The sequence below is a fragment of the Deltaproteobacteria bacterium HGW-Deltaproteobacteria-18 genome (assembly GCA_002841885.1).
GTDB lineage: Bacteria > Desulfobacterota > Desulfovibrionia > Desulfovibrionales > Desulfomicrobiaceae > Desulfomicrobium.
On sequence record PHBE01000017.1, the window covers coordinates 36,857 to 63,819 of the forward strand.

Sequence of the window (26,963 nt, forward strand, 5' to 3'; positions counted from 1 at the left end):
AAGGCCTTATGCGCTGTGCGCGTGAGCCGGCCGGGCCGGCTCGGATGAACGGCCCGGAGGGGGCCGTGTTCTAGTGTTTGAAGGAGCGCTGGCCAGTGAAGACCATGGCCACCTGTGAGGTGGCGCTGTTCACGGCCTGGATGATTTCCCAGTCGCGGATGGAGCCGCCGGGCTGGGCGATGGCGGTAACACCCTGGGCAACGGCAAGATCAACGCCGTCACGGAAGGGAAAAAATCCGTCCGAGACGAGGACCGTTCCGGGCAGGCCGCCCCGGTCGGCATCGGTCTTCTTCAGGATTTCTTCCAGGGACGCGGCCAGTTCGGCGTCGGTCTTGGCCTTGAGCTTGAGTTCGTAAAGGGAAAGGTTGTGACGTTCGAAGGCCAGCCTGTCGGCATACTTGGTGTAGGCCTTCTGGATGGTCAGTTCAACGCAGCCCACCCGGTCCTGCTCACCCGTGCCGATGGACACGGTGGCCCCGTCGCGGGCGAAGATGATGGAGTTCGAGGTCACTCCGGCTTCCACGGCCCAGGCGAAGAGCAGGTCTTCGGCTTCGCGGCGGCTGGGCTTGCGGGCAAGGTAGGTGGTGCCGTCCTTGATCGCTTCGGCGGGCAGGAAGTCGTCCTCGGTCAGGATTCTGTTTCTGAAGGAGGCCTGGATGATGAGTCCCCCGTCGACCAGGGACTTTATGTCCAGAAAAGGGGTTCCCACGATTTTTTCCAGTTCGGCCAGCGCCGGAATGCGGATGATGCGCAGGTTCTTTTTCGCGGTCAGGACGGTCAGGGCCTCGGCCGTGAAATCCGGGGCGGCGATGACCTCGAAGTAGCTCGCGCTTATGAATTCGGCACAGTCCTTGTCGAGGGTGCGGTTGACGATGATGGTGCCGCCGAAAGCCGCGATGCGGTCGGAGGCGAAGGCGCGGGAAAGTGCCGTGAACAGGCCGCCATCGGACCAGGCCGCGCCGCAGGGGTTGTTGTGCTTGAGGATGATGGCGGCGGGCTTGGCTGTCAGGTACTGGAGCATGTTGATGCCGTTGTCCACGTCGGTCAGGTTGATCTTGCCCGGATGCTTGCCGGACTGGATCAGGTTCTCCTCGGTCAGGCTCGAAACGAGCTTGTGTTGTCCCTGCTGGAAGGCGACTCCGTCCATGTTGAAGGAACTATCGACCACTTCGTAGAGGGCCGCGGGCTGGTCCGGGTTTTCGCCGTAGCGCAATCCTTTCTGTTCGCCGCCGATGTTCCAGGTTTTCTTGGCGTAGCGGATGGTCTGATCACCCACGGTCAAGGTCAGGTCGGCAGGAAAGGAGTCCCGGTTCAGTGTATGATACATCTTCTTGAGATCACTCATATAGTCTCCGAAAAGAGGATTTGGCGTTGTCCGGCCCGAGGACCGGGCCGTGCGAATCCATGTGCCCCTAGCACAGGCCCGAATGGACGGCAAATCCCGTGCCGGGGCGGGACCCGGTCACAGTCGTGCGACATGCGCGAATTTACGGATTCGTGTTTTTTGAGAGCCAATCGATTGCGTAAATTGACTTCGCTCCAGCCTTCTCATAAAGAAGGGAGCCATTTGCCATTGCGCTGACGGCGAATATACCAAAGACGAGGAGATCGGATTCATGGCGAATATCGTAGTCATGGGCGCCCAGTGGGGCGACGAAGGAAAGGGCAAGATAGTCGATTTGTTGACCACGGATGTGGCCGCCATCGTGCGCTTTCAGGGCGGAAACAATGCCGGGCACACGCTGGTGGTCAACGGCAAGCAGACCATTTTGCACCTCATTCCGTCCGGCATCCTGCACCAGGGCAAGAAATGCATGATCGGCAACGGCGTGGTGCTGGACCCCTTCGTGTTCTGCCTGGAAATGGACAAGCTGGCCGCGTCGGGCATCGACGTCAGCCCCGATCGGCTCTTGATCAGCAAGAAGACCCAGCTCATCATGCCGTATCATTGCACCATCGACAGTGCGCGGGAAAATTTCAAGAGCGGATCGGACAAGATCGGCACCACGGGCCGGGGCATCGGCCCCTGTTACGAAGACAAGGTCGCGCGCATCGGCATCCGTGCGGCGGACCTGGCGGACGAGACCCTGCTCAGGCAGAAGATCGAAAAAGCCCTGGTGGAAAAAAACGCCTTGCTGACCGGTCTTTATGGCCAGGAGCCCATGTCTGCGCAGAAGATTTTTGACGAGTTGCTGCCTGTGGCCAGACGGCTGACGGCCTATCTGGGCGACGTGTCCTCGGCCATCCAGGAGGCCGCAGGGCAGGGCGTGCTTTTCGAGGGAGCGCAGGGCACCCATCTCGACATCGATCACGGCACCTATCCCTTTGTGACCTCGTCCAACACCGTGGCCGGAAACGCCTCGGCCGGGTCCGGATGTTCGCCGCGCATGTTCGATCGCATCGTGGCCATCGTCAAGGCCTATACCACTCGCGTGGGCGCAGGTCCGTTTCCGACGGAGCAGCCCGAGGGCGCTGGAGCCTACATGCAGCAGAAGGGCGCGGAGGTCGGTGCGACCACGGGTCGCAAGCGCCGCTGCGGTTGGTTGGACATGGTCGTGCTGCGCGAATCACAGCGTCTGAACGGCCCCACGGAAATCGCCCTGACCAAGCTCGATGTCCTGGGCGGTCTCGACGAGCTGAAGCTCTGTGTGGCATACCGCTATCGGGGCGAGGAGGTCGCCTATCCGCCGCAGGAAGAAAACGGCATGGCCCATGTCGAGCCGGTCTATGAGAGCATGCCCGGCTGGTCCGAAGACATCACCGGCTGCCGGACCTATGCCGAACTGCCTTTGGCCACGCGCGACTACATCGCCCGCATCGAGGAAATCCTGGGCATTCCGGTGTCCATAGTATCCGTGGGCCCGGACCGGGACCAGACCATTCTGCGTTGACAATGGGAGGTCCGCCTCCCATTTTTTCATCATGTCCACACCCTGGCATCATATCATCTCCTCTGAGCCCCGCATCGCGGGGTTTCTGGAACGCCTCGCCCAGGCTCCGCCCAATTCGCTGCTCCTGGAAGGCGGAGACGCTTCCGGGCGTCTGGCCTTCGGTCTTTTCTGGGCCGCGCGGTTGATGTGCCGGGAGGCGGTTCCTCCGTGCGGAAAATGTCGCATCTGTCTGCAGATCGCCGACGACGCCTGCCGCGATCTCATTCTTCTGAACGGAGCCGAAGGTTCGATCAGCGTGGACACCGTGCGCGAAGTGCGCGCCGTGCTCGGCGATCCGCCTGCGGGCCGGGGGCCGCGCGTGGTCATCCTGGCCGAGGCGCAGGCGCTGGGCGACGGTGCGGCCAATGCGTTGCTCAAGTCCCTGGAAGAGCCAAGCCCGGGCAACGTCTTTGTGCTTTTGGCTCCGAGCCGTGAAATCCTGCTCCCGACCCTGGTGTCCCGCAGTTTCGTGCTTACCTTGGGTTGGCCCAGGGGCGTGCCCGAAGAACCCGATCTGGGGGAACGCCTGCGCGCATTGAGCGAGTTCATCCAGAGCGGCAAGGGCGCATGGCTCGAATGGACTGGCCGCAAGGGCAATGTGGACGCGCGGATGGCCGACTCCATCCTGCGGGAAGTCCAGCGCAGCCTGGTCCAGGCCGGATATGGAAATCCCCTGACCGAACTGGCCCGCCTGCTGGCCGCGAGGCTTGATGTGGTCGCGGTGCGTCAGGTGGGTGTCATCATCGAGAACGCCCTTGAAAGTCTGGAAGTGGGGGCCAACCCAGCCGTAGTGCTGGAGTGGGTCGCAATACGCATGTGGAACCTCCTGCACAAATAAGAAGATGCGCGAAATCATTCTCATACAAATCGCCGGCATGGACCGGGACGGCCTGCTGGCCGGGATCATGGGGCAGCTGGCCGAGTCAGGGGTGATCATCCTCGACATCAGTCAGTCCGTCATTCACGACGACCTCTCGCTTGGCGTGCTCATCGAAGTGCCGCGTGAGAACGAATCCTCGCCCATTCTGAAGGATCTCCTCTACTGGGCCCACAACCAGGGGCTGCTCCTCAAGTTTTCGCCCGTGACCGAGGACGATTATGAGCGCTGGGTCGGAGTGCAGGGCCGCAAGAGGCATATCGTGACAGTGCTCGGGCGCACGATAACGGCAGCCAATCTGGCGGCCATGGCCGAAGTGATCACCTCGCACGGACTGAGCATCGACTGCATCACCCGTCTTTCGGGCCGCAGATCCCTGGCCAACCCGCCGGCCATGCCCCGGTCCTGCCTCGAATTTTCCGTGCGCGGAACCCCGGAGGACATTTCTGGCATGCGCGCCGCTTTTCTGGATCTCTCCCGGGAGCAGGGCATCGACATCGGCTTTCAGGAAGACAACGCTTTTCGCCGCATTCGGCGCCTGGTCTGTTTCGACATGGATTCAACCCTGATCCAGGCCGAAGTCATCGACGAACTGGCCAAACGGGCCGGAGTGGGCGAAGAGGTCGCGGCCATCACCGAGGCGGCCATGCGCGGGGAGCTGGATTTTTCCCAGAGCCTGCGCAGGCGCGTGAGCCTGCTCAAGGGCCTGCCCGAGTCCGTGCTGCAGGATGTCGCCGCAACCCTGCCCATGACCGAGGGCGCGGAAAGACTCATCCGCACTTTAAAAAGTCTTGGCTACACCATCGCCATCCTGTCCGGCGGATTCAATTATTTTGGCCGCCGCCTGCAGAAGCAGCTTGGCATCGACTACGTGCACGCCAACGAGCTTGAGATACAGGACGGGGTCCTGACCGGCGGACTGGTGGGCGAGATCGTCGATGGCGCGGGCAAGGCCCGGCTGCTGAGGGCCATCGCCGACAAGGAACACATCTCCCTGGCGCAGGTCATCGCCGTGGGCGACGGCGCCAACGATCTGCCGATGCTCGACGTGGCAGGACTCGGCATCGCCTTTCACGCCAAGCCCGTGGTCCGCCAGGGCGCGGGACAGGCCATTTCCAACGTGGGTCTTGACGGCGTGCTCTATTTTCTGGGCCTGCGGGACCGCGAAACTGTGGATCAACTGGCCGGACGGGAGGCATAATGTTTGGAAAGCTGTTTTTGCTCTTTGTATTGGTGCCGGTGGCGGAGATCTACTTGCTGGTCACTGTCGGAAGCTCCATCGGGGCTTTCCCGACCGTCGCCCTGGTCATATTGACGGCACTGGCCGGAGCGCATCTGGCACGCATGCAGGGCCTGTCGACCATGATGCGCATCCGCGAGAATCTGGATCAGGGTTTCATGCCGGCCGAAGAACTCCTCGACGGCGTGCTCATCTTTCTGGCCGGCATGGTCCTCCTGACGCCGGGTTTTCTGACGGACATAGCAGGCCTGCTCATCCTCCTGCCGGTCACCCGCAATCTCTTCAAACAATGGCTACGCAAGAAGTTTGACGAATGGCGGCAAAATCCCAACGTACACATAACGTTCCACCAATAAGCGCAAGCCCCGGCGCGATTCATCCCGCTGCCGCAAATCTCATACCGTCCATCTCGTCCATTTTCCGTCCATACCGTCCATATCGTCCACCAAGCAGCCCATTAAGCCCCAGCCCCCGGAGCACCCCATGATCTACCGCAATCTCAAATCCTGCCTCGACGATCTGGAGCGGACCAGGCAACTGGTGCGCATCGATGAGCCCATCGACCCCTACATCGAGGCCGGGGCCATCCAGCGCAGGGTTTTCCAGGCCGGTGGCCCGGCGTTGCTCTTCACCAACGTCAAGGGCACGAAATTTCCCATGGCCGCCAACATTTTCGGCACATTGGCGCGGACCAAATTCATTTTCCGCGCCACCTTGCGCCGCGTGGAGGCCATGCTCTCGGCCAAGGCCGATCCGGCGCTCGTTCTGAAGAAGCCCGGACTCTGGCCGGGGCTGGCGCTTGGTGCCTGGCATACCTTGCCGAGGACCGTCAGCGGCGGCCCGATCCTGGCCCGCACCACCAGCATTTCGCAGCTCCCGCAGCTCGTCTCCTGGCCCATGGACGGCGGAGCCTACGTGACCCTGCCGCTGGTCTATTCCGAGAGCCCGTCCCGTCCCGGCTATATGGGCTCGAACCTGGGCATGTACCGCATTCAGCTCTCGGGCAACGAGTTCGAAAAGGACAGGGAAGTGGGCCTTCATTACCAGATCCATCGTGGCATCGGCTATCATCATGCCGAGGCCATCGCGCGCGGCGAAACCCTGCCCGTCAACGTGTTTGTGGGCGGCCCGCCGGCCATGACCCTGGCCGCCATCATGCCCCTGCCCGAAGGCATCGCCGAGATGCTCTTCGCCGGAGCCCTGGGCGGACACAGGGTGCCCATGATCCGGCGGCCCGGGGAACTGCCGATCCCGGCCGAAGCCGATTTCTGTATCCGGGGGTACATCGATCCGCAGGTCCAGAAGCCCGAGGGACCCTTTGGCGATCATCTGGGTTATTACAGCTTGGCGCATGATTTTCCGGTCATGCGGGTGTCCGAGGTGCTGCACCGTGAAGGCGCTGTCTGGCCTTTCACCACCGTGGGGCGCCCGCCGCAGGAGGACACCATGTTCGGTGCGTTCATCCACGAACTCACTGCCGAGCTGGTGCCGCAGGTTTTCGGAGGCGTGCACGAGGTTCATGCCGTGGACGCGGCCGGAGTGCACCCGCTCCTGCTGGCCGTGGGCAGCGAGCGCTACGTGCCGTATGCGGGCGAGCGTCAGCCGCAGGAGCTCATCACCAACGGCCTCTCGCTTCTGGGCACGACCCAGACCTCTCTCTCCAAGTACGTCATTCTTTCCGCCCGCGAGGACGATCCCGGCCTGTCCTGCCACGATGTGCCCCGTTTCCTGCAGCATGTGCTGGAGCGCCTCGACCTGTCACGGGACCTGCATTTCATCACCCGCACGACCATGGACACCCTCGATTATTCGGGCATCAGCCTCAATCAGGGGTCCAAGGTGCTCTGGACGGCTGCCGGAAGTCCAAAGCGCGTTCTGGGCAAGGCCCTGCCCGCCCTGAACCTGCCGGACGGGTTTTTGAGCCCGCGTTTTTTTGCTCCGGGAGTGCTGGTCATTTCCGGCCCGGCCCACGCCCAGCCGCGCGACACCCACGACCCTGCCATGGAAAACCTGTGTCAGGCCCTGGCAAGCGCCGAGCTGGCAGGCTTCCCGCTGATCGTTGTCGCCGACGACGCCGACTTCACGGCGGGTTCCTGGGACAATTTCCTGTGGGTGACCTTCACCCGCTCAGACCCGGCCACGGACACCTACGGGCTGAACGGGTTCACGCATTGCAAGCATTGGGGATGCACGAGCATGGTCGTCGATGCCCGGCTCAAGACCTATCACGCTCCGGCGCTGAACAGTGTGGCGGAAATCGAAAAAAGAGTGGACGAACTTGCCCTGCCCGGAAGACCCCTGTATGGAATCATCTAATCCGCCAACCAATACCAACGGGGACATGCACATGCGTACAAAGATAGTGGCCACCTTGGGCCCGGCTTCCATGGATCAGAGCGTCATGAAGGAGATGGTCCAGCTTGGAGTGCGGGTATTCCGTCTCAATTTTTCTCATGCCGGCGCGGAGTATTTCGGGCCTGTCATCCAGAAGATCAGGCAGGTCGAGAAGGAGACCGGCATCCCCCTTACGGTCATGGGTGACCTGTGCGGCCCCAAGATACGCATCGGCGAGGTCAAGGGTTCCCCGCTGCAGATCCGCAAGGGGGCCTATGTGTGCCTTGGCGGTCCGTCCATGGCGGCGACGACCGAGAGCGATATCTTCATAAGCCTCGACGTACCCGAACTTCTGGAGGGCCTGGAGACGGATATGCCCGTGTCCCTGTCCGACGGCATGCTGCAGTTCAAGGTCGTGAAGGTCATCGAGCGGGACCGGCTGGTGCTGATGGAGGCCCTGAACGGCGGCATCCTGACCTCCAACAAGGGCATCGCCTTTCCCGGCAAGACGCTCAAGGTCGCGGCCATGACCGACAAGGATCGCCGCGACCTGCATCAGGGACTTGATATCGGCATTGACGCGGTGGCTCTTTCCTTTGTGCAGAGCAAGGAGGACATCGAGGACATCAAGGCCGAGATCGCACGGCACGGGACCTGGATTCCGGTCGTGGCCAAGGTCGAACGCAAGAACGCCGTGGACAAGCTCGACTCCATCCTGGAAGTGGCCGACGCCATCATGGTCGCGCGCGGCGACCTGGGCCTTGAATGCAGCCCGGCCGAGTTGCCCATCATCCAGAAAAAGATCCTGCGCGCCTGCCGCCACGCCCAGAAACCGGCCATCGTCGCGACCCAGATGCTTTTGTCCATGGTCAAGAATCCCATCCCCACACGGGCCGAATCAACGGACGTCTCCAACGCCATGATCGACGGCGCGGACTGCGTCATGCTCTCCGAAGAGACGGCCATCGGCAGCTATCCGGTGGAGGCGGTGCGTTTCATCAACGAGATCGCGCAGTATTCCGAGCCATACTACCTGGAGCGCCTGGGCGGCCCTTACGTGCCCAAGGCCGAAAAGAACCCTCCCAAATTCATTGCCTATTCCGCCTGCCTCATGGCCGACAACGCAGACAGTGCCGCCCTCGTCTGCCATTCGACCACCGGAGCCACGGCCAGATACATAAGCTCCCGCCGTCCGGCCCAACCCATTTACGCCATGACCACGGACGCGCGCATCATGCGCTGGATGAACTTCTTCTGGGCCATCACTCCGGTGGAGAGCCCGCTGGAGCCGCGCAGCCACCAGAAGCGGGCGGAAAAATTCGTGCAGGAGTACGCAGGCTTTCGGCCCGGCGAAAACGTAATCATCGCCAGCGGCCAGGCCACCCCGGGCATGGGTACGGTCATGACCAACGAGATCAAGGTGTACTATAAGTAGGGGAGAAGAGATGCCTCCGGCGGGCAGGGGACTTGTCTCCTGCACCCCATTCAACTGTCTTTAATAAAAAAACGGGCGGCCCAATTTGGGTCGCCCGTTTTTCTTTATTGCATCCACATAATGCCCCCAACCCCTGTAAGGGGTGCAGGGGACGAGTCCCCTGCCCGCCGGAGGCATGCCTTTAAAAATCCAGCGTCTTTTTCCAGGCTGTGGCCAGGTCTTCCACCGAAGCGTTGACCAGGATTGCGCTTCCTGCGCGCAGGGTCAATTTTTCGTCGGCGGTGGTCTTGCCGATGGCGGCCATGAAGTCTCCGGCGAAGAGGGCTTCGAAGGCGGCGCGTTTGTCATCGGCCACGGTGACCACGAAGCGGCTGGCCGATTCGCTGTAGAGGCGCTGTTCGGCCAGCGGGCAGTCCAGGGCCGGGATCAGGTCCGTGTCGATATCCGCGCCGATGCGTCCGGCCAGGGCCATTTCGGCTACTGCAACGGCCAGACCGCCGTCGGAGACGTCATGGGCCGCGCTCAAAAGGCCGGTGGTGATGGCTTCGTGCATGCGCTCGTAGCGGATGCGGGCGGAAACCGCGTCGACCTGCGGAACCGATCCGCACACGCCCAGGGCGTCGGCATATTCAGAGCCGCCCAGTTCGTTTTTGGTCAGGCCCAGCACGTAGACGTTTTCGTCCGGCCGCTTGAAGTCGGAGGTCATGGTCTTGTTGCAGTCACTTATCACGCCCATGACTGAGAAGAGGACCGTGGGCGGGATGGAGATCTTGGTTCCGCCGCCGGTGTAGTCGTTCTTCATCGAGTCCTTGCCTGAGATGCAGGGCACTCCGTAGGCGAGGCAGAAGTGGGCCAGGGCCTGATTCGCGCGGACCAGCTGGGCCAGCTTGTATTCGCCGTCCGGGGTTTTTTCGGACTGGACCGGGTCGCACCAGCAGAAGTTGTCCACGCCGGCCATGTGGCGAATGTCTCCGCCGGTGGCCACGGCGTTGCGAACGCCTTCGTCGATGGCGCCCGCCATCATCCAGTAGGCATCCAGATCACTCAGTTTCGGGCAGATGCCGTTTGCTATGACCAGGGCCTTGTCGCTGCCAAGTTGGGGGCGAATCACGGCGGCGTCGGCGGGACCGTCGTTCCTGGCTCCGACGAGGGGCTTGATCACGCTTCCGCCCTGAACCTCGTGGTCGTACTGACGGATGACATACTCGCGGGAGCAGATATTCAGGCGGCCGAGCATGGACTGCAGAAAGTCCTGATGATCAGTTACCATGGGCTGCGGCGTTTCGCAGCCACAGCAGACCTGCGGCTGTGTCCAGGCGGCGCGGAGCTGCATTTGCGGACAGCCGTCATGCAGGAATTGCATGTCGAGATCGGCCACGATTTTGTCGTTGTAGCGCACGTGCAGGTAGCCCGAGTCCGTGAAGCAGCCCAGATCCGAAGCCTCGACGTTCATTTCCTCCGCCAGTTCCATGAAGGCCTGCAGTTTGGATGGGGGCACGGCCAGAGTCATGCGCTCCTGGGCTTCGGAGACCAGGATTTCCCAAGGCCGCAGGCCGTCGTACTTGAGTGGCGCCTTGGCCAGGTCCATGTCGCAGCCGCCGCAGTCCTGGGCCATTTCGCCCACCGAGGAGCTCAGCCCGCCCGCGCCGTTGTCGGTGATGGCATTGTAGAGGCCCAGATCGCGGGCGCGCATCAAAAAATCGTACATGCGGCGCTGGGTGATGGGGTCGCCTATCTGTACGGCCGTGGCCGGAGAGCCCTCGTGCAGCTCTTCGGAGGAGAAGGTCGCGCCGTGGATGCCGTCCTTGCCGATGCGCCCGCCGGTCATGATGATGCGGTCGCCGGGCAGGGCCTTCTTTTCGTAGCTGGGATGTCCGGCCACGGTGGCGGGCATGGTGCCGACGGTACCGCAGAAGACCAGCGGCTTGCCGAGGAACCGTTCGTGAAAGACGATGGCCCCGTTGACCGTGGGAATGCCGGACTTGTTGCCGCCGTGCTCGACGCCTTCCCGCACGCCCTCGAAGACGCGGCGGGGATGCAGCAGTCGGGGCGGCAGTTCTTCGTCATGAAAGGGCGAAGCGAAGCAGAAGACGTTTGTGTTGCACAACAGGTTCGCGCCCATGCCTGTGCCCATGGGGTCGCGGTTCACGCCGACAATGCCGGTCAGGGCTCCGCCGTATGGGTCCAGGGCCGAGGGGCTGTTGTGGGTTTCGACCTTGATGCAGACGTTTATGTCTTCGCTGAAGCGGATCACGCCGGCGTTGTCCTTGAACACGGACAAGCAGAAGTCGTCCTTGCCCATGCGCTGGCGAAGCTGCTTGGTGCTTCCCTGAATGAATGTTTTGTAGAGGCTGTTGATTTCAGCCTTGGTGCCGTTTTCAAGGTTTTCGTAGCTGATGCGGGAACTGAAGATCTTGTGCTTGCAGTGCTCGGACCAGGTCTGGGCCAGGCATTCGAGTTCCGCGTCCGTGGGCGCTGCGGGCAGGCCTTTGGCCTTGCGGTGGGAGACGACCGCGGGGCTTGCATAGTAGTCGCGGATGCAGCGCATCTCCTCCAGGTTCAGCGCCAGGATGTTTTCGCGGCTGAGGCGAAGAAGGGCGTCGTCATCCAGGCTGCTCAGATCCACGATATCGACGGTGCTCGAGGCTTCGCCCGTGACCGCTGCAGTGCGGGCCTGAAAACCGGGACTTGCGGTCCAGGTGTCCTTGTCCGCGATTTCGAAGCGCTGGATCAGTTCGTTTGCCAGCAGGTCCCTTGCGATGTGTTCCACCTGGGCCCGGTTCAGATCGCCGCAGATCAGATACTGGGTGGAGGTGTAGACCGCGATGTCAGCGTTGCGGTCCCCGAGCACGGTGCGCAGGGTTTCGCGGGCGGTGCGGCCTTCGTTGTCGGTCACGCCGGGACGGAAGCCGACTTCGATGAGCCAGTCGAAATCCGTGGCCGCCGGAGCGGTTTGGGCCGTATGCAGGACCGGGTCGTGCAGGGCTCCGGCTTCGATGGCCTGATCCACCTGGGCTGGGCTCAGTCCATCGACGGTGTAGATCCGGATGATCCGGACCTGATCGACGGTCAGGCCGAGCTCGCTTTTGATCTTGTGGGCGGTCTTGTTGCCTTGGGTATCGGTAACTGCCTTGCGCAGAGCCACTTCGACTCGGATCGGCATGTTGTTCTCCTGGTGACGCTTATGGTTCAGAGGTAATGCTTGGCTGCAGGTGCACAATGGCGTTTCCGCCCTGAGCCTTGGCTTGATAATTGGCTTTGTCGCAGCGTTCAAGCAGGGATTGCGAGGTGTCATCGGGTTCGAGCATGCTCATGCCGATGCTCAACGTGACCTGATTATGATGCAGTATGCTGAATTCTTTCTGAATTCTTTCAGAAATCGTCAGCAGGTTGTCGACGGTGGAGTTGCTGGAGATGACGACAAATTCATCTCCGCCGAAGCGGCAGGGAAAGTCCAGGCCCTTGCGCAGGATGCGCCGCAGGAGCTGTCCCAGTTCTTTCAGGGCTTTGTCGCCGCCATGGTGGCCATGGGTGTCGTTGAAGAGCTTGAATTTGTCGATGTCGAAAAAGATCAGTCCGAGCGGGGTCCCGGTGCGTTTGGCGCGAAACATTTCCCTGTCCAGAAGCGGCTGGAGGTGATGCCGATTGAAAACCTGGGTCAGGGAATCAAAAAGGGCCTGTTCCCGAATCTTGCGCTCCAGCCTGCGGATGGTCGAAATGTTGCGGCCGACAATCAGCCCGTGGTCGGTCCCGAACGAAAAACGGGAGAAGACGAGTTCGAGCTGCAGGTGTTCGTCGTCAAGGACGATCTGCACTTCCACCGCAGCCGGGCTCTGCTCCAGAAACGCCATGTCCCACGCTTCTTCCTGTTCGTTCATGGGGCGGGTCAGATGGAAGAGGTTGCGCCCGGTCAGGAAGGCACTGTGGCGGCCGGAAGCAAAGGTGATGATCCCGTTTTTGTCTGTGGTGAGAACCAGGTCCTGCATGGATTCGAGCAGGGTGTTCAGGAAGTCCCGTTGACGCAGGGCCTCGAATTCGAGCATCTGGATTTCGGCCAGGTCCTGGACCATGGTCAAAATGTTTGCCTGAGAGCCTTGAGGGATTTTGTAGCCGGCCAGGGAGAAGGACGACGTCGCAGGCTCGTTGCCGGGGCCCAGCGGGCAATGGATGGAGCAATGAGCGCTCTGGGAAGGGGCGAGCAGGAAGTTCCGCCAGCCTTGCAGGGCCAGGCTGGCCTGCTGCGCATCCTTGCCTTTGGCCAGCCGGTCTTCGAGCTGATTCGCACTTCCAAGAAATTTGGTGAATGTGGGGTTGGCCCGCAAGATGCGTCCCTGCGCGTCGAGCAGCGCCACTCCGGTGGGAAGGATGTCGAGCAATTCGGCCTTGATCTCAAGCTGCCCGACGGTGCGCGCCTGGTGCCGGATGCCGCGGGCCAGGAGCCGGGTGTAAAGTGTGACTTCGGCCCTGATCCGCTTTGACTCGGCTTCGTCGTTCAGGCGAAGCTCTCCGACCATATGCCCCTCGGCTTCGAGCGGAAAGTCAGCTTCCGAAAATAGCCTGAGCCGTTCGAGGGCGGGCGCGATGTCGGGCCCATGCACTCCGGCATCGTTCAGGACAAATCGCTCCCAGTTTCTGTTGGAGGGGGAGTGCAGGATGATCTCGGCTTTGCGGCAGTTCCAGTTCCAGCGCAGATGCCTGCCGATGCAGGCCGCGATGGCCGCGTTGCCGCCGGTCAGGCCTTCGACTTCCTTGGCCTGGTGATGGAAATCCTGAATGGATTGCAGGGAGTGGGCGTACAGCCTGTCGTTGGGATCAAGATCCTTGACGTTCATGGCTGCGGTCAGTTCCGAAAAAAGGGTCGCGCATTGACGGCGCAGTTCGTCCATGCCTTCCGGAGGCAGGGCGCCTGCCTTGGCCAGAAGAAAGCTGAGCTGATTCAGGCTGTCCGGAGCCGGATCGGTGCGAAACTCAGCCTCCGCCCATCTGGTACCGAGGATGACCGCCTGGGTCAGAGGCGGGTAGTCAAAGACGTGCTCCAGGTCGTGGTGGGCGGAGATGGCCGCGATCATGGGCTCGGGAAAATTCCACTGCTCGAGCAATTCGGCGGTCAGGTTGGAGTGATCCTCCGGAAGATGGTCCTGCCAGGACATGAACGTCGGGCCAGTGTTGACAAAATCCGGCTGCTTGAGATGCGGCAGGAGATGTTCGGGAAAGTTGGCGGCGTAGAGGAGCAGGGAGAGATCCTTGACCAGGGCGCAGATGTAGGCGGTTTCCGCTTCCTCCGGGGCCAGGCGCTGGGCGATGAGCTCTGCGCCCAGTGCTGCCCAGATGATTATGCGCCAGTTGGCAAAGGTGTCAAAACCGTTATTTTCCAATATCGAGTTCAGGTTTTTTTGCAGGGACAATGACAGGGCGATGCGCAGAATCTCGTTGTCGCCGAGGATTATTGCCGCCCGTTGCACGTCGGAAATTTTGCTGGTTTGTCCGTAGTAGGGCGAATTGACAAGGGACAGGATGGTCGTGGCCAGGGCCGGATCGAGCCTCAGTATGGAGGCGATGACTCCGAAGTTCGGCTCGGACTTGACCGCCTCCTGGAGAAGCTGGGCCGTGGCCGGCGAAAAGGTCGCTTTCAGGCTTGCACGCAACGAGGTTGCGAGGTTGCGAGGGGGAAGGCGATCCTGAATTGGCATGTTTATTTATCTCTTGTCAGCACGAATTCGATCATGGCTCCGAGCAGTTTTTTCTCCAGGCATTCGGGTAGCACGCCAAGAGCCTGACTGGCTAGTCTCAAATAGGATTTGGCTTCGTCCCGGGTCTTTTCGGCAAAGCCCTGTCCCGCGACATCGGCGATGATCTGGTCTTGCCTGGCAGGGCACAGGTTCACGTCCGTGAGCTCCCGGGTGATGATTTCGCGCTGGTCCGCTGGCAGGGATTCAAGGTACAAGAGCAGGGGCAGGGTGAATTTGCCTTCGCGCAGATCTCCGCCCAGGGGTTTGCCCGAGGTGTCGGCCCGTGACGTATAGTCCAGGGCATCGTCCACCAGCTGAAAGGCGATTCCAAGATTCAGACCGAAGGTCCTGGCGCCGGTGCGAGCCCGTTCGGAGCCCCCTGCCGCGATGACGCCGAATTCGCAGGCCGACTGGATCAGGTAGGCCGTCTTGCCGGTGATGATCTCGATGTACTCGGCCCGGGTGATGTGCGCCTTGCGGATGGCGGCGATCTCCATGATTTCGCCCGTGGCCGTCTGCATTATGGCCTTGGCGATGCATGAGGTCAGGGCTGGATTGTCCGTACGGGCCACGATTTCGTTGGCCAGCGCCAGAAGCACGTCTCCGGCCAGCACCGTGGGGGTGATGCCGAAAAGGGTGTGGGCGGCCGGTTTGCCCCTGCGCAGTTCGGCGTTGTCCAGGATGTCGTCGTGCATGAGGGTGGCCGAATGCAGAAATTCCAGGGAGCTGGCCAAGGTTTGCAGGTTATCACCCCGGAAATCCAGGGCGCGCGCAAAGAGAAGCGTGAGCATGGGCCGCAGGCGCTTTCCACCGGCGTCCATGACGTGCGCGGCCACCGGTCTGACCAGCGCGGGCAGGGCGTCAATCTCCTGCGCGATGGCGGCATTGATGGCTGGCAGCTCTTTGAGGAAGGTTGCTTTGAGTTGGGCGAAGGCTTCGTTCATGAAAAATCCCGCAGTGTTTGCAGCGTGTTGAGAGCGGCCAGACCGTCTGAGCCCATGTCCATACTGAATTCGTTGACGTAGGCGGCAATATGTTGTTCCAGCGTGGCCGCGTCAAGCTCTCTGGACAGAGAAGCTATGAATGGCATGATGGAGTCTTGCCGGGCCCTGGCGTGAAGGATGCTTGCGCGGATGCTTTCCGTGACGCAGGTGTGGACGTCCGCGCCGAGTTCGTTTCGGGCCACGATGCAGCCCAGGGGTAAGGGCAGGGCGGCAGTGTGTTCGCGCCACCAATGCCCAAGGTCGAGGCGCAAGGCAAGATCGTAGCGGTCGTGGATCAGGGCGGTTTCATGGATGAGCAGCCCCGCATCGACATCTCCGGCGCACACGGCATCGACGATGGCGTGGAAGATCATGGGTACCGGGATAAAATTTCCACCCAGGGCCGCACGCAGTACCAAGGCCGCGGTGGTGTCGAGGCCCGGCACGGCGATCCTGTGCAAGGCGCCTGAAAAATCCGTGCGGGTCACGAGCTTGGGGCCGTGTTCGAGGCCAAAAGCTCCGCCGCAGGGCAAGATTGTGTACGTGTCGCTCAGGCGCAGGGCCGTGGCCGCGCTGACCTTGATCACGTCCCAGGCTTCCGCGAGGGCGCCCTGGTTGAGCTCCTGCACGTCGTGCCAGAAAAACCGGCAGTCGTGTCCGGCCGGTGAATCGGTGAGGCCGAGTACCCAGGCCCCAAAGATGAAGCTGTCGTTGGGACAGGGGGAAATGGCGACGTTTAAGGGGATCATGCAGAAGCTCCGGTGAGAACGGGGAGAATGTCCTGCAGGGCGCGCAAGGCCAGCCGGAAGTTCCAGAGGCGCTTGTCGCGGGCACCGACAGGGTTTGACACGGTGCGGATCTCCAGGAATCCGATGCCCCGTCGCCTGGCCGCCAGCGCCAGGCTGAACCCTTCCATGTTTTCCGTGAGGCCGTCATGGCGGTCTTGGAGCAATGCCGCGCGCTGCTGGTCCCCGCTCACCCCGGCCACGGTCAGGCTTGTGCCGATGATCCATTTTGGATGAAGGGTCATGCCCATGGCCGCTGCTTGCGCGGACGGATCAAGATCGAGCCGGTTGACAGGATCAAGGGGGAGGTCCGCGAACATCTGGTGCCCAAAGACATCCTCTTCCTCCTGTATAAAATGATGCACTCCGTACTCCGGCCAGATTTCGGCGTTGGCGACGCAGGTCGACCCCAGGGGCGCGCGAGCCATGTCGAAGCTGCCGCAAATGCCAAGATTCAAAATGCCGGTCACCTCGGGATGTCGCTCAAGCATTGCTCCCACGCTAAGGGCGGCAGCCACTGGCCCGATCCCTACCGGACACGGCAGAAGGTCGTGGCCCCGGATGTTTACGGGTTCAAGAGTCTCCGCCGGAGAAGATGCCGGCAGGTTCAAGGTGTTTCGGCATTCCATCAGGGTTGCGCAGGCCAGGAGAATCATGGGCGAGCCACGGCTTAGAGACGCCAGTATTTGAATTCCCGCGACAGGGCGTCCCGGTCCAGAAATCCTTTGACGTCAATGACGATTCCGCTGGCAGGGTCCTTGAACATGGCCGCGATGCGGCTCGCATCAAGCTGCGCGAACTCGCCGTGCGAGACAGCCAGAATGAGGGCGTCAAGCTGCCGCAGTTCTGCCAGAGGCAAAAGGTCCACGCCGTATTCCACCTTGGCTTCATGCATGTCGGCCAGCGGGTCGTGCACCAGGACATCGACCTGGTAATCAGAAAGTTCGTGGATGATGTCCTCGACCCGACTATTGCGCAAATCCGGCACATCTTCCTTGAAGGTCAGTCCCAGAAGGCCTACGCGTGCGCCCTTGATCAGGCATCCGGCGTCGATCATGGCCTTTATGGTCTTCTCGGCGATGAATTTTCCCATGCCGTCGTTGATGCGCCTGCCGGCGAGGATGACCTGCGGGTGGAAGCCGATGGATTCAGCCTTGAAGGTCAGGTAGTAGGGGTCCACCCCGATGCAGTGTCCGCCAACGAGACCCGGCCGAAAGGGCAGGAAGTTCCATTTGGTGCCAGCGGCTTCAAGCACTTCTTTTGTGTCGATGTCCATGCGGTCGAAAATGAGCGCCAGTTCGTTCATGAGGGCGATGTTCAGATCGCGCTGGGTGTTTTCGATGACCTTGGCGGCCTCTGCGACCTTGATGGTCGAAGCCCGGTGCACTCCGGCCTTGACGACCGAAGCGTAGAAGCGGGCAAGCAGGTCCGCAGTGGGTTGATCCTGGCCTGCGACCACCTTGACGATGCTCTCCAGGGTGTGGACCTTGTCGCCGGGATTGATGCGTTCCGGCGAATAGCCCACGGTGAAATCCCTGCCGCAGGTCAGTCCTGATTTTTCTTCCAGCAGCGGCACGCAGATTTCCTCGGTCAGTCCCGGGTAGACCGTCGATTCATAGACGACGATGCATCCTTTGCTCATGTGCGCGCCAACAGTGACGGTGGCTCCGACCACGGGTCGCAGGTCCGGTTTGCGGTTGCCGTCGATGGGGGTGGGCACGGCCACGACGATGACTCCGGCCCCGGCGAGCCGCGTGGGATCGTCGGTGTATTCAACCCGGGCACGGGCCAGCCTGTCGGGTTCCACCTCGCGCGTGGAATCCCGGCCGCTCTGCAGTTCTTCGATGCGGGGACGTGAAATATCAAAGCCGACGACTTTGAAGTGGTCGCCAAGGGCCACGGCCAGGGGCAGGCCGACATAGCCCAGTCCCACCACTGCAACTTCCGACGTGCCGGATGCGATATCTTCGAACGTGATCATGAGTGTTCCTCGTTTACTTCATATCCCAAGGGGTGAAGGCAATGCGTGGCTGGCAGGGCATCAGGACGGTTTTTGGGCCACATGGATATACACGATTCCCGAGCTCAAAGCCTGATAGCCAACCTGGTCGAAACCTGCGTCCCGCAACTCCCCGGCCAGGGCCGATGCGTTGGGGAAGGCCAGGATCGTGTCCGCAAGATACTGATAAGCTTCTGGATTTTTGGAGAAAAATCGACCGATCCGGGGCAGGACCTTGCCGAGATAGAAATTGTATGCTCCCTGCCAAATCCTGGCCTGGCCCGTGCCGAACTCAAGAATGCACAGCCTTCCACCGGGTGCCAGGACCCGCAGGATTTCGCTGTAGGCTTCGGTTCGGGGAAGGATGTTGCGGATGCCGAAGGCTATGGTCACGGCGTCGACGCATCCGTCAGGCAAAGGCAGGGCGCGGCCGTCGGCCTGGACCGGAAAAATCAGGGGCTGGTTAACGACCTTTTTCTTGCCGCTGCAGAGCATGGCACGAGAAAAATCCATGCTCAGCACCTTGATGGCGGGATGGCGACGCAGAATTTCCCGGCTTACGTCCAGGGTCCCGGCCGCAAGGTCGAGCACCGCACCCGTGGATCCGGTCCGCAGCGTGCGCACCAAGCGATAGCGCCAGTAGATATCCTGGCCCAGGCTCAAGAAATGATTGAGAAAATCGTACCAGGTCGCGATGTTGTCGAAAAGGCTGGAGACCCGCTTTCCGTGCTCATTCGGATTCAACGGCGCTGTCCTTCTCGATGTCCGGAATCTGACCGGTTTTGGTCACCGTGCGGTAGACGTCGTCATAGATGGGTTCGAAGTACTCGGAAAAATTGGAAGGGGAGATGCGCCCGACTTCGATGAACTTGACGACGATTTCCTTGGCGACCTGCAAGGCTTGTTTTTGGATCTGGTCCATGAATCTCTCTCTGGGTTGAAATGCAACAAAAAAACCGCCCGGGGGGAATGGTATCGACCTGCTTTGGGGGAAAACCGGGCGGTAAAAAAAGAAAGAAAAACCCTGAAGCCATCCCTTCGTTTTTTTCCTAGCTAGCACAGCCCAAAGTGGGAGTCGAGAGCCTCCCGGGGCCTTGGCCCCGGGGCGGGCTCAGTCTCCAAGCTCCTGGAGCAGGGCCTGAATCTCCTCGCGGATGATCTTGGCTGCTGCTGCGGGCATCTGCTGCTGAACGTACTCCTGCAGCCCGCTTCTGATCGCGTCCAGATCCGGGCCGGCTGCAGCCTTGGCTGTCGCGGCGTCAAGCTCTGCGCGCAGGCGGGTGGACTCGTCGCTCAAGGTCGCGATGGCGGCATCCTTGTCCGACAAGGTCTTTTGCAAGGCGGTCAGGCGTTCTTCCTGGTCGCGCACCAAGGCTCGCAAGTCCTCAAATTCCGCTTCCATGTTCTGCATGGCCGATGTGGGCAGGGTCTTGGCAAGTTCGGCCCGGATGTCAGGCATGGATTCGACCTGACTCTGCAGAGCGTTCACGGATTCCTGCAGCCCGTCCACGCTGGCGGAGGCTGCCAGTTCCGCGACTCTGGCCTCGACATGCTCGAGGATTTCCTGCCTCAGGGTCTCGGCCAGGGGCAGGTCCCCGGGGGATTGCGGCAGGAGGGCCAGGATTTGCTCGGCTCCCGGTTCTTCCCGGTTTTGAATGAGGGCACGCAGGTCATCAAGGTCAGCCTCGATTTTCTGCATGGCAGATGCAGGCAGGGTCTTGGCCAGCTCCGTTGGAATGTCGGGTATGGATTCGACCTGACTCTGCAGGGCGTTCACGGCTTCCTGCAGCCTGTCCACGCTGGCGGAGTCCGCCAGTTCCGTCACCCTGCCCTCGACATGGTCGAGGATTTCCTGCCGCAGGGTTTCAGCCCAGGGCAGATCCCTGGGCGATTGCGGCAGGAGGGCCAGAATTTCTTCGGGACCGGGCGCAAAAGTCGGCTCAGGGCGGGACTCGAGGGCGTCGAGCCTGGCGCTGATGATTTCAAGTGCGGCGTGGGAGATGTGCGGTTCCCCGGCAATCAACGGCTGCGCGGGCTCTGATCCCGCCAAGGTGGCCGGAGACGTTGAAGGAGTCGTGTCCTGTGCCGACGGAAGAAGAGCTGGCTCATCCACTTCCGCCTGTTCGGGCCTGGCCTCGGCAGGAGCTTCGGGCTGGACCTCCGCAGCCGTTGCCGGTTCTTCGGCTGGTTCTGCCTCCGCGGCGGCCAGTGCGGACTCTTCAGGTGCATGGGGCTGCTTCATCGATTCCGCTGCGGGTTTTTCAGGCGCGGCGGCGGACTCGGGCATGGACGCGGCTGCCGATTCCAGCAGAACGGTCTCCGGGATGTCCTCAAGCAGGTCGTCGGTCAGGTCCTGAATGTTCGAGGATTTGTCATCGCTGTCCATGCCGGGAAGTTCCAGTTCCAGATCGATTGAATCGGATGGGTAAAAAGTTTCGATATCCTGCTTTTTGGGATCCGGCGTGTCCCCGTCGAGAATGATGTCGAGGGCGGTGTCCTCGTCGTCATTCCCGCCAATGCCCAGAGAATCGAAGAGGTCGTCCAGGTCCGAGATGTCCATGCTTTGATCGGGCGCTTGCGTCATCACGGGCTTTTGTGTTGGAGCGGTGGCGGCAGGTTGGGCCTGCTTGGCGGGTGCGGGTTCATCGAAGAGGATGTCCAGATCGATTTCGTCACCGGCTTCCTCGGCAGACGCGGACAGGGGTTCGGGGTCGCGGAGCAGATCGTCAAGCTCCTTGTCCAGGCTTTTGGCGTCAATGGCCTTGTCCATGGCGAAGTCTTCGAACTTCTTGTCCAGCGGAATTCCTTCTTCCACGATCTCCGTCAGTTCAATGATATCGTCCGTCGGGTTGGTGCTTGTGGTCATGGCGTGATCCTTTCTTGGCGTTGGGGACATCGACTTTTCCTATCAAGAAGCCTGAGCAAGAGCAATGCACGGGGCGGGTTATCTGATTTCCGGCCGAAAAAAAAGCCCCCGCCACAGGGTCTGTAGCGGGGGTAACCAAAGGCCGGCCTTTGCTTGTGCTGATGTGCGATCTATAGCGTGAACGCTATTTGGTGTGACACTTGCCACAGGCGGTGGGGCCGGTGGGCTTCTTGTCTTTTTTCAGAGCCTTGTGACAATCGATGCACTGGGTGTGGAACGCGTTTTCAACCAGCTTGACTTCCTTTGCATTGGCCTTGTCACGGAACTCCAGGGAGTCGTGGCAACCGGAAGTGGTGCACTTCTTGACTGCGCCACCGTCGGCTTCCAGTGTGTGGTGACACTGGGCGCACTCAACCGTGGCGTGTTTGGAATGGGGGAAGGGAACTGCTTTCTGCAGGGTCCCGGGCTTGTCGCCCTTGGGTTTTGCCTTCATGCCCTCGGGGGCGCTGATGACATAGTCATCGCCGGGAGCGTCTGCGGCGCTGACGCTCATGACGGCGCCCATGCACAGGAAAGCCGCGCAGATCAGGCTGATCAACAATTTCTTTTTCATCCTCTTTCTACCTCCAGAAAGAAAAGTTACAAAAAGCACAAGCAGGGACGTATATATCGACGGTCTTGGTCTTCAGTCAAGGATGCCCGAAAAAAGGGTTTTTGATTTTCTAGAAATCAACCTTCCGGGCCGCCTCCAGGGTGCGTTCATAATCCTGCTCCGAGTGGGCGAACGATGTGAAGGCGCACTCGAATCCTGAAGGTGCAAGATAAATGCCCTGTGCCCGCATCTGCTGGTAAAAAGACACGAAAGCCTTGCTGTCGGCCGTCTGCGCCGAGGGGAAGTCGACGACGGGTGTCTTGGTGAAGAAGAGGGTGAAAATGGAAGCGATGTGGTTGCGCGTCACGGGCACGCCCTTGCCGTGCAAAATGTTCTCAAGTTCACGGGAGAACGCATCGGTGCGCGCGGCGAGGGCTGCGTAATCCTTCTGGGCCAGCGCCTTTAAGGTCGCAAGGCCTGCGGCCATGGCCAGCGGATTTCCCGAGAGCGTGCCGGCCTGGTAGACGTTGCCGCTGGGCGCGATGTGTCCCATGATTTCGCGCTTCCCGCCGTAGGCCCCGACGGGCAGGCCGCCGCCGATGATCTTGCCGAGGCACGTCAGGTCCGGATCGATGCCGAAGGCCGCCTGGGCCCCGCCAAAGCTGACCCGAAAACCGGTGATGACTTCGTCGAAAATAAGCAATGCCCCATGCTTGCGGGTCAATTCGCGCAGGCCTTCCAGAAATCCGGGCTTCGGCAGGACCAGCCCCATGTTGCCGGCCACCGGCTCGACGATGACGGCCGCGATGTCGTCACCCTGCTGCTCGAACAGCGTCCGTACGGCGTCCAGGTCGTTGTAATGGGCCAATAGCGTGTGCTTGACCACGTCGGCGGGCACGCCGGGGGTGCCGGGGATGGACTGGGTGGCCACGCCCGAACCCGCGCTGGCCAGAAATGCGTCGGCATGACCATGATAGCCGCCGTGAAATTTTATCACACCGTTCTTGCCGGTGTAGCCTCTGGCCAGGCGCAGGGCGCTCATGGTCGCCTCGGTCCCGGAGCTGACCATGCGCACCATGTCGATGCCGGGAACAGCGTCCACCACGGCCTGGGCCAGTTCGACCTCAAGCCTGCAGGGCGCGCCGAAGCTTGTGCCCCTGGTCGCCGTTTCGGCGACGGCGGCCGCCACCTCGGGGTGGTTGTGTCCGAGCAGCATGGGTCCCCAGGACATGACGTAGTCGATGAATTCTACCCCGTCTTCGGTGGTGAGCTTGCTGCCGCTCGCAGAAGCGACGAAGAGCGGGTCGCAGTGCACGCTCTTGCAGGCCCGCACGGGGCTGTTGACGCCGCCCGGGATGAGGGTTCCGGCCTTCTGGAAAAGTTCCTGTGATATGGTCATGTCATCTCTCCGTGAATGCGCTAAAAATATTCCATGGATGTCTTTTTCAGCTCTTTTATGCTGAAAAGCATTTCGTACTGGGTAACCCCTGTCTGCTCCATGAGCGCCTGCACGACCTGCATGCAGTCCTCGCGACTCTTGCCGTGGATCATGGTGTACATGTCGTAGGGCCAGTCCATGCAGTTCGGACGCTGGTAGCAGTGTGAAATTTCGGGGCGCGTGGCCATGATGCGTCCGACCTCGTCGGGGTCGAATCCTTCCTCGATGTACCAGGCCACCATGGCGTTGAAGCCGTAGCCGGCCTGCTGATGGCGCAGCGTCGCACCGAAGCGGCGAATCTGACCGCCGTTTTTGAGTTTTTTGAGCAGCGCGAGGACGTCCTCTTCCGTGCTGCCGGTCTGGCGGGCAATGTCCGCGTAGGGCGTGGCGCTGTCGGGCAGGGTATCCTGGACGATGCGCAATATGTCGTGTTCGCTCTTGGTAAAATCCACTTTTTCTCCTCGGGGAGCCCGAAACTCCGGGTTTGTTTCGGGTCGGTCCTTACCTGTTTCGCCATATACTGGCAATAGCGCCCTTTACAGAACGCGGAGCATCTTCGATAGTGGGCGGGCTTGCCCGAAGATCCGCAATGGAGGTTTTTCCGTGAAGATTTCGATACTTGGAGCCGGGAGCTGGGGTACGGCCCTGGCCAACGTGCTGGCCTGCAAGGGCGAAGAGGCCCGGCTTTGGGCCCGGCGGACGGAGATTGCCGCAGACGTGAACGAGCACGCCGTCAACAGCCGCTATCTGCCAGGCCTGCCCCTGAGCCAGAATTTGCGGGCGGATACGGATCTGGCGCGGGTGCTGGACGGAGCGTCCTGCGTCGTGCTCGCCGTGCCATGCCAGAATCTGGCCCTTTTTCTGCGTGAACATCGCGATCTTTTTCCGGCGCGCACCGGGATCGTGTGCGCGAGCAAAGGCGTGGAGCTGGGTACGTTCCGCACCATGGGGCAGGTGGTATGCGAGGAACTGGCCGGTCTTGAACCTCGCTACGCGGTGCTTTCAGGGCCTTCCTTTGCCTCGGAGGTGGTGGCGAACATGCCCACGGCCGTGACCCTGGGCTGCGCCGATCCGGCACTGGCGGATCTCGTGCAGGGGCTTTTTTCGACCCAGAGTTTTCGCGTCTACGTCAACAGCGACGTCATCGGCGTGGAGCTGGGCGGGGCGGTCAAGAACATCATGGCCATCGCCTCGGGCATTTCCGACGGCCTGGGATTTGGCGAGAACGCCCGCGCGGCGCTGATCACTCGCGGCCTGTCCGAGATGTCGCGCCTGGGCGCGGCCATGGGCGCCCGTCCGGCCACGTTCATGGGGCTGTCCGGCATGGGCGATCTGGTCCTGACCTGTACCGGGGATTTGAGCCGCAACCGGCGAGTGGGTCTGGCCATCGGGCGGGGACAGACCCTGGAGGAAGTCCTGGCTGGGATGCACAATGTGGCCGAAGGCGTGAAGACGACCCAGGCCGTGCACGCGCTGGGCATCAGGCAGGGCATCGACTTGCCCATCACCGGGCAGGTTCACTCCGTCCTTTTCGAGAACAGGAACCCCGCCGAGGCCGTGCGTGAACTCATGACCCGGCCCTTGCGGGAGGAATGAGTCAGCTTGTGATCCTGACCCAGACCGTGCGCGTTCTGGGCCCGTCGAATTCCCCCAGGAAGATGCGTTGCCACGTGCCGAGCATGAGTCGCCCCTCGTGCACGATGACCTGCACGGATGACCCGAAGAGAGTAGCCTTGATGTGTGCGTCCGAATTGCCTTCGGCGTGGCGGAAGCCGGCATGTTGCGGGATCATGCCGCGCAGGTGGGTCAGGATGTCCCGGCAGACGTCGGGGTCGGCCCCTTCGTTTATGGTCAGCCCCGTGGTCGTGTGCGGCGTGTAGACAGTCATGACTCCCGAATCTGCTTCCAGGCTTCTCAAGAGCTCTGTCAGGCGAGCGGTGATATCGATCATGGCTTCTCTGGCACCGGTTTTGATCTCGATGGAGTGCATTGCTAGCCTCGATATTCCAGAGTCAGGGCATTGCCCTTGGCATTGTAGCGGGCGGCCTTGGCGTAATTGCGGAAAATTTCGTGCCCGCGGCCGCTGACGTCGTCGGCCTGGCTGCGGGCCTGCATGTGCCTGTCCCAGGCAAACCCGGGGCCTTCATCCGCGATGTGCAGGTCAAACCCGTCTGCCTGAGCCTGCAGCCGAAAGAGTACCGTCTTGGTACGGTCCAGACGGTTTCCGTGGATCATGGCGTTGTTGAGCGCCTCGCGCGCCAGGAGCGAGAGGGGGAAGAGGTGTTCGCTTGCGTCTCTGTCCTCCAGGAAAATGCGAATCCGGTCCACGCAACGATCCACGTTTTCAAGGCTGGTGTCCATTTCAAGGGCGAAGCCCTGGTCAAGCGGCGTCAGTTCGAACATGTCAAACCTCCAGGGCCAGGAGGATGGTGTCGTCTTCCCGCGCTGCCCCTGGCTCGGCCAGCGCCTCGTGGATCGCATTCACGGCTTGCGCCAGGGGCAGGCTCCGGTGTGCTTCGCAGACCGCGCTGAGCCGGGCCAGCCCCTCCTCCCGCGTCATCTTCCTGTCTCCGAAACCCTCGATGAGGCCGTCCGTGTACATGAAAAGCCGGTCACCGGGCTGGACCGGGAGCTCCAGGACTTCGAACCAGACGGAGTCGAAGACGCCCAGAATGTCTCCGGAAGGCTGCGGGGTTTCAACTCCGCCTCCGGCGCGGACCAGCACGGGCGAGGGGTGTCCGGCATTGACGTAGCGCAGGATACGCTGCTCACGGTTCAGGCGTGCGAAGCCGGCCGTGATGTGGGTGCCGCCGGTCAGGATGCGGCAGAGGACGCTGTTGATCATGGTCAGGCTCTCCGTCGGCGAGGTGACCAGATTGCAGTTCTGGTTGAGCAGGGCTTTCAGGGCCGAGGTGATGTAGGATGTGCCGAGGTCGTGTCCGCTGACATCAGCCACGACGTAGTCGAAGGTCGTTCCGCCGACATGGAGAACGTCATAGAAATCTCCGCCAGCCTCGAGGACCGGCTCGAAGCGTACCGCAAATCCCGCCTCGGGCAGTTCGGACGGCAGGACCAGGAGAGCCTGCTGCGCGTCCTGAACCTGAGCCAGTCTTTGGGCCTGGGCCTCGATGAGGGCGCGGTAGGTGAAGCGCAGCTTCAGGTGCACCTTGACTCTGGCCAGTACCTCGGCCTTTTCGAAAGGCTTGGAAATGAAATCGACTCCGCCCACTTCCAGACCCCGGACCTTGCTCGACGTGTCCGTGAGGGCGGAAATGAAGATGATCGGGATTTCGGAGGTCAGCGATTGCTGCTTGAGCAGTTCGCACGTTGCGTATCCGTCTTCGCCGGGCATCAGCACGTCGAGCAGGATGAGGTCGGGGCTGTGTTCTGCGGCCAGGGCCCGGGCCTCGGGACCGTTGGTGCAGGACAGGGTGCGGTATCCGTTTTTTTTGAGGACGATATCAAGGAGCCTGATGTTCAGTGGCTCGTCATCGACGATGAGGATGCAGGGTGTGGTGTCTTTCACTGTGCGCGCCGTGTTGGAGAGATGGTGGATGTCCTGGGAGATAGCTGAAATCGGGGGGAATGCAAAGGTTCGGCCCCTGCTCAGCCCGTCCGCTGTGGGCGAGTTCTGATTTTCGAGCATTGAATATGTTATGGAAAGGAGCGGGGGGCTTTGCAGGCGCGTGTGCGAGGTGATGGCCGCAGGACGGATGCGCGGGGTTTGGGAAGAAGTTTCAAAAAAATTGCACAAC

The 26,963-nt window shown here is 61.4% G+C and carries 23 protein-coding genes; 7 read left to right on the forward strand and 16 right to left on the reverse strand.

The window, feature by feature from the left end; translation table 11 throughout:
- Positions 1-70: 70 nt before the first annotated feature.
- Positions 71-1,345, reverse strand: coding sequence for an IMP cyclohydrolase (locus tag CVU60_14470; GenBank protein PKN40722.1), 1,275 nt, complete (start codon positions 1,343-1,345; stop codon positions 71-73).
- Positions 1,346-1,616: 271 nt separating this feature from the next.
- On the opposite strand from CVU60_14470, the gene CVU60_14475 reads away from it, so the two are divergent.
- The 6 genes from CVU60_14475 (at position 1,617) to pyk (ending at position 8,816) form a co-directional block, all read left to right on the forward strand.
- Positions 1,617-2,891, forward strand: coding sequence for an adenylosuccinate synthase (locus CVU60_14475; GenBank protein PKN40723.1), 1,275 nt, complete (start codon positions 1,617-1,619; stop codon positions 2,889-2,891).
- A 31-nt stretch (positions 2,892-2,922) separates the two neighbouring features.
- The gene (locus CVU60_14480) at positions 2,923-3,768 is read left to right on the forward strand and encodes a DNA polymerase III subunit delta' (GenBank protein ID PKN40724.1); all 846 of its coding nucleotides are present in this window, start codon (positions 2,923-2,925) and stop codon (positions 3,766-3,768) included.
- A 4-nt stretch (positions 3,769-3,772) separates the two neighbouring features.
- On the forward strand, positions 3,773-5,008 hold the full coding sequence (gene serB, locus CVU60_14485) for a phosphoserine phosphatase SerB (protein ID PKN40725.1): 1,236 nt from the start codon (positions 3,773-3,775) through the stop codon (positions 5,006-5,008).
- Positions 5,008-5,403: a membrane protein FxsA gene (locus tag CVU60_14490; protein PKN40726.1), complete on the forward strand. Its 396-nt coding sequence runs from the start codon at positions 5,008-5,010 to the stop codon at positions 5,401-5,403. The genes serB and CVU60_14490 overlap by 1 nt, the downstream gene beginning before the upstream one ends.
- 127 nt (positions 5,404-5,530) lie before the next feature.
- Positions 5,531-7,363 (forward strand): 3-octaprenyl-4-hydroxybenzoate carboxy-lyase, encoded by a 1,833-nt coding sequence (locus CVU60_14495; GenBank protein ID PKN40727.1) that lies wholly within the window; start codon positions 5,531-5,533, stop codon positions 7,361-7,363.
- A 31-nt stretch (positions 7,364-7,394) separates the two neighbouring features.
- Entirely contained in the window at positions 7,395-8,816 is a 1,422-nt protein-coding gene (gene pyk, locus CVU60_14500) for a pyruvate kinase (protein ID PKN40766.1), read from the forward strand.
- Positions 8,817-8,997: 181 nt separating this feature from the next.
- Here pyk and CVU60_14505 read toward each other — a convergent pair whose 3' ends face one another.
- From CVU60_14505 to CVU60_14560, 12 genes are all read right to left on the reverse strand, one after another.
- Positions 8,998-11,979: a phosphoribosylformylglycinamidine synthase gene (locus tag CVU60_14505; GenBank protein PKN40728.1), complete on the reverse strand. Its 2,982-nt coding sequence runs from the start codon at positions 11,977-11,979 to the stop codon at positions 8,998-9,000.
- A 19-nt stretch (positions 11,980-11,998) separates the two neighbouring features.
- A complete protein-coding gene (locus CVU60_14510) occupies positions 11,999-14,506 on the reverse strand; it encodes a hypothetical protein (protein ID PKN40729.1) in 2,508 nt (835 codons plus the stop codon).
- Positions 14,507-14,508: 2 nt separating this feature from the next.
- The gene (locus CVU60_14515) at positions 14,509-15,489 is read right to left on the reverse strand and encodes an octaprenyl-diphosphate synthase (GenBank protein ID PKN40730.1); all 981 of its coding nucleotides are present in this window, start codon (positions 15,487-15,489) and stop codon (positions 14,509-14,511) included.
- Positions 15,486-16,277: a hypothetical protein gene (locus CVU60_14520; GenBank protein PKN40731.1), complete on the reverse strand. Its 792-nt coding sequence runs from the start codon at positions 16,275-16,277 to the stop codon at positions 15,486-15,488. The genes CVU60_14515 and CVU60_14520 overlap by 4 nt, the downstream gene beginning before the upstream one ends.
- Complete coding sequence (gene mqnB, locus CVU60_14525) at positions 16,274-16,969, reverse strand: futalosine hydrolase (GenBank protein ID PKN40732.1); 696 nt, start codon at positions 16,967-16,969, stop codon at positions 16,274-16,276. The genes CVU60_14520 and mqnB overlap by 4 nt, the downstream gene beginning before the upstream one ends.
- 14 nt (positions 16,970-16,983) lie before the next feature.
- A complete protein-coding gene (locus CVU60_14530; GenBank protein PKN40733.1) occupies positions 16,984-18,294 on the reverse strand; it encodes a nucleotide sugar dehydrogenase in 1,311 nt (436 codons plus the stop codon).
- Positions 18,295-18,354: 60 nt separating this feature from the next.
- On the reverse strand, positions 18,355-19,056 hold the full coding sequence (locus CVU60_14535) for a ubiquinone biosynthesis methyltransferase UbiE (GenBank protein PKN40734.1): 702 nt from the start codon (positions 19,054-19,056) through the stop codon (positions 18,355-18,357).
- Positions 19,043-19,234, reverse strand: a complete 192-nt coding sequence (locus CVU60_14540) for a hypothetical protein (protein PKN40735.1) — start codon at positions 19,232-19,234, stop codon at positions 19,043-19,045. Before CVU60_14540 ends, CVU60_14535 begins: the two co-directional genes overlap by 14 nt.
- Before the next feature lie 189 nt (positions 19,235-19,423).
- On the reverse strand, positions 19,424-21,178 hold the full coding sequence (locus tag CVU60_14545; protein PKN40736.1) for a hypothetical protein: 1,755 nt from the start codon (positions 21,176-21,178) through the stop codon (positions 19,424-19,426).
- Between the two features lie 184 nt (positions 21,179-21,362).
- On the reverse strand, positions 21,363-21,791 hold the full coding sequence (locus tag CVU60_14550) for a cytochrome C (GenBank protein ID PKN40737.1): 429 nt from the start codon (positions 21,789-21,791) through the stop codon (positions 21,363-21,365).
- Between the two features lie 109 nt (positions 21,792-21,900).
- Entirely contained in the window at positions 21,901-23,169 is a 1,269-nt protein-coding gene (gene hemL, locus CVU60_14555) for a glutamate-1-semialdehyde-2,1-aminomutase (protein PKN40738.1), read from the reverse strand.
- Between the two features lie 20 nt (positions 23,170-23,189).
- On the reverse strand, positions 23,190-23,660 hold the full coding sequence (locus tag CVU60_14560) for an Lrp/AsnC family transcriptional regulator (GenBank protein ID PKN40739.1): 471 nt from the start codon (positions 23,658-23,660) through the stop codon (positions 23,190-23,192).
- Between the two features lie 151 nt (positions 23,661-23,811).
- On the opposite strand from CVU60_14560, the gene gpsA reads away from it, so the two are divergent.
- The gene (gpsA, locus tag CVU60_14565) at positions 23,812-24,804 is read left to right on the forward strand and encodes a glycerol-3-phosphate dehydrogenase (GenBank protein PKN40740.1); all 993 of its coding nucleotides are present in this window, start codon (positions 23,812-23,814) and stop codon (positions 24,802-24,804) included.
- 1 nt (position 24,805) lies between these two features.
- On the opposite strand, the gene CVU60_14570 is transcribed toward gpsA, so the two are convergent.
- The 3 genes from CVU60_14570 to CVU60_14580 are packed head-to-tail and all read right to left on the reverse strand — an operon-like array spanning position 24,806 to position 26,764.
- Complete coding sequence (locus CVU60_14570) at positions 24,806-25,198, reverse strand: hypothetical protein (protein PKN40741.1); 393 nt, start codon at positions 25,196-25,198, stop codon at positions 24,806-24,808.
- Positions 25,199-25,200: 2 nt separating this feature from the next.
- On the reverse strand, positions 25,201-25,689 hold the full coding sequence (locus CVU60_14575) for a hypothetical protein (protein PKN40742.1): 489 nt from the start codon (positions 25,687-25,689) through the stop codon (positions 25,201-25,203).
- Positions 25,613-26,764: a histidine kinase gene (locus tag CVU60_14580; GenBank protein ID PKN40767.1), complete on the reverse strand. Its 1,152-nt coding sequence runs from the start codon at positions 26,762-26,764 to the stop codon at positions 25,613-25,615. The genes CVU60_14575 and CVU60_14580 overlap by 77 nt, the downstream gene beginning before the upstream one ends.
- Between the last annotated feature and the right edge of the window lie 199 nt (positions 26,765-26,963).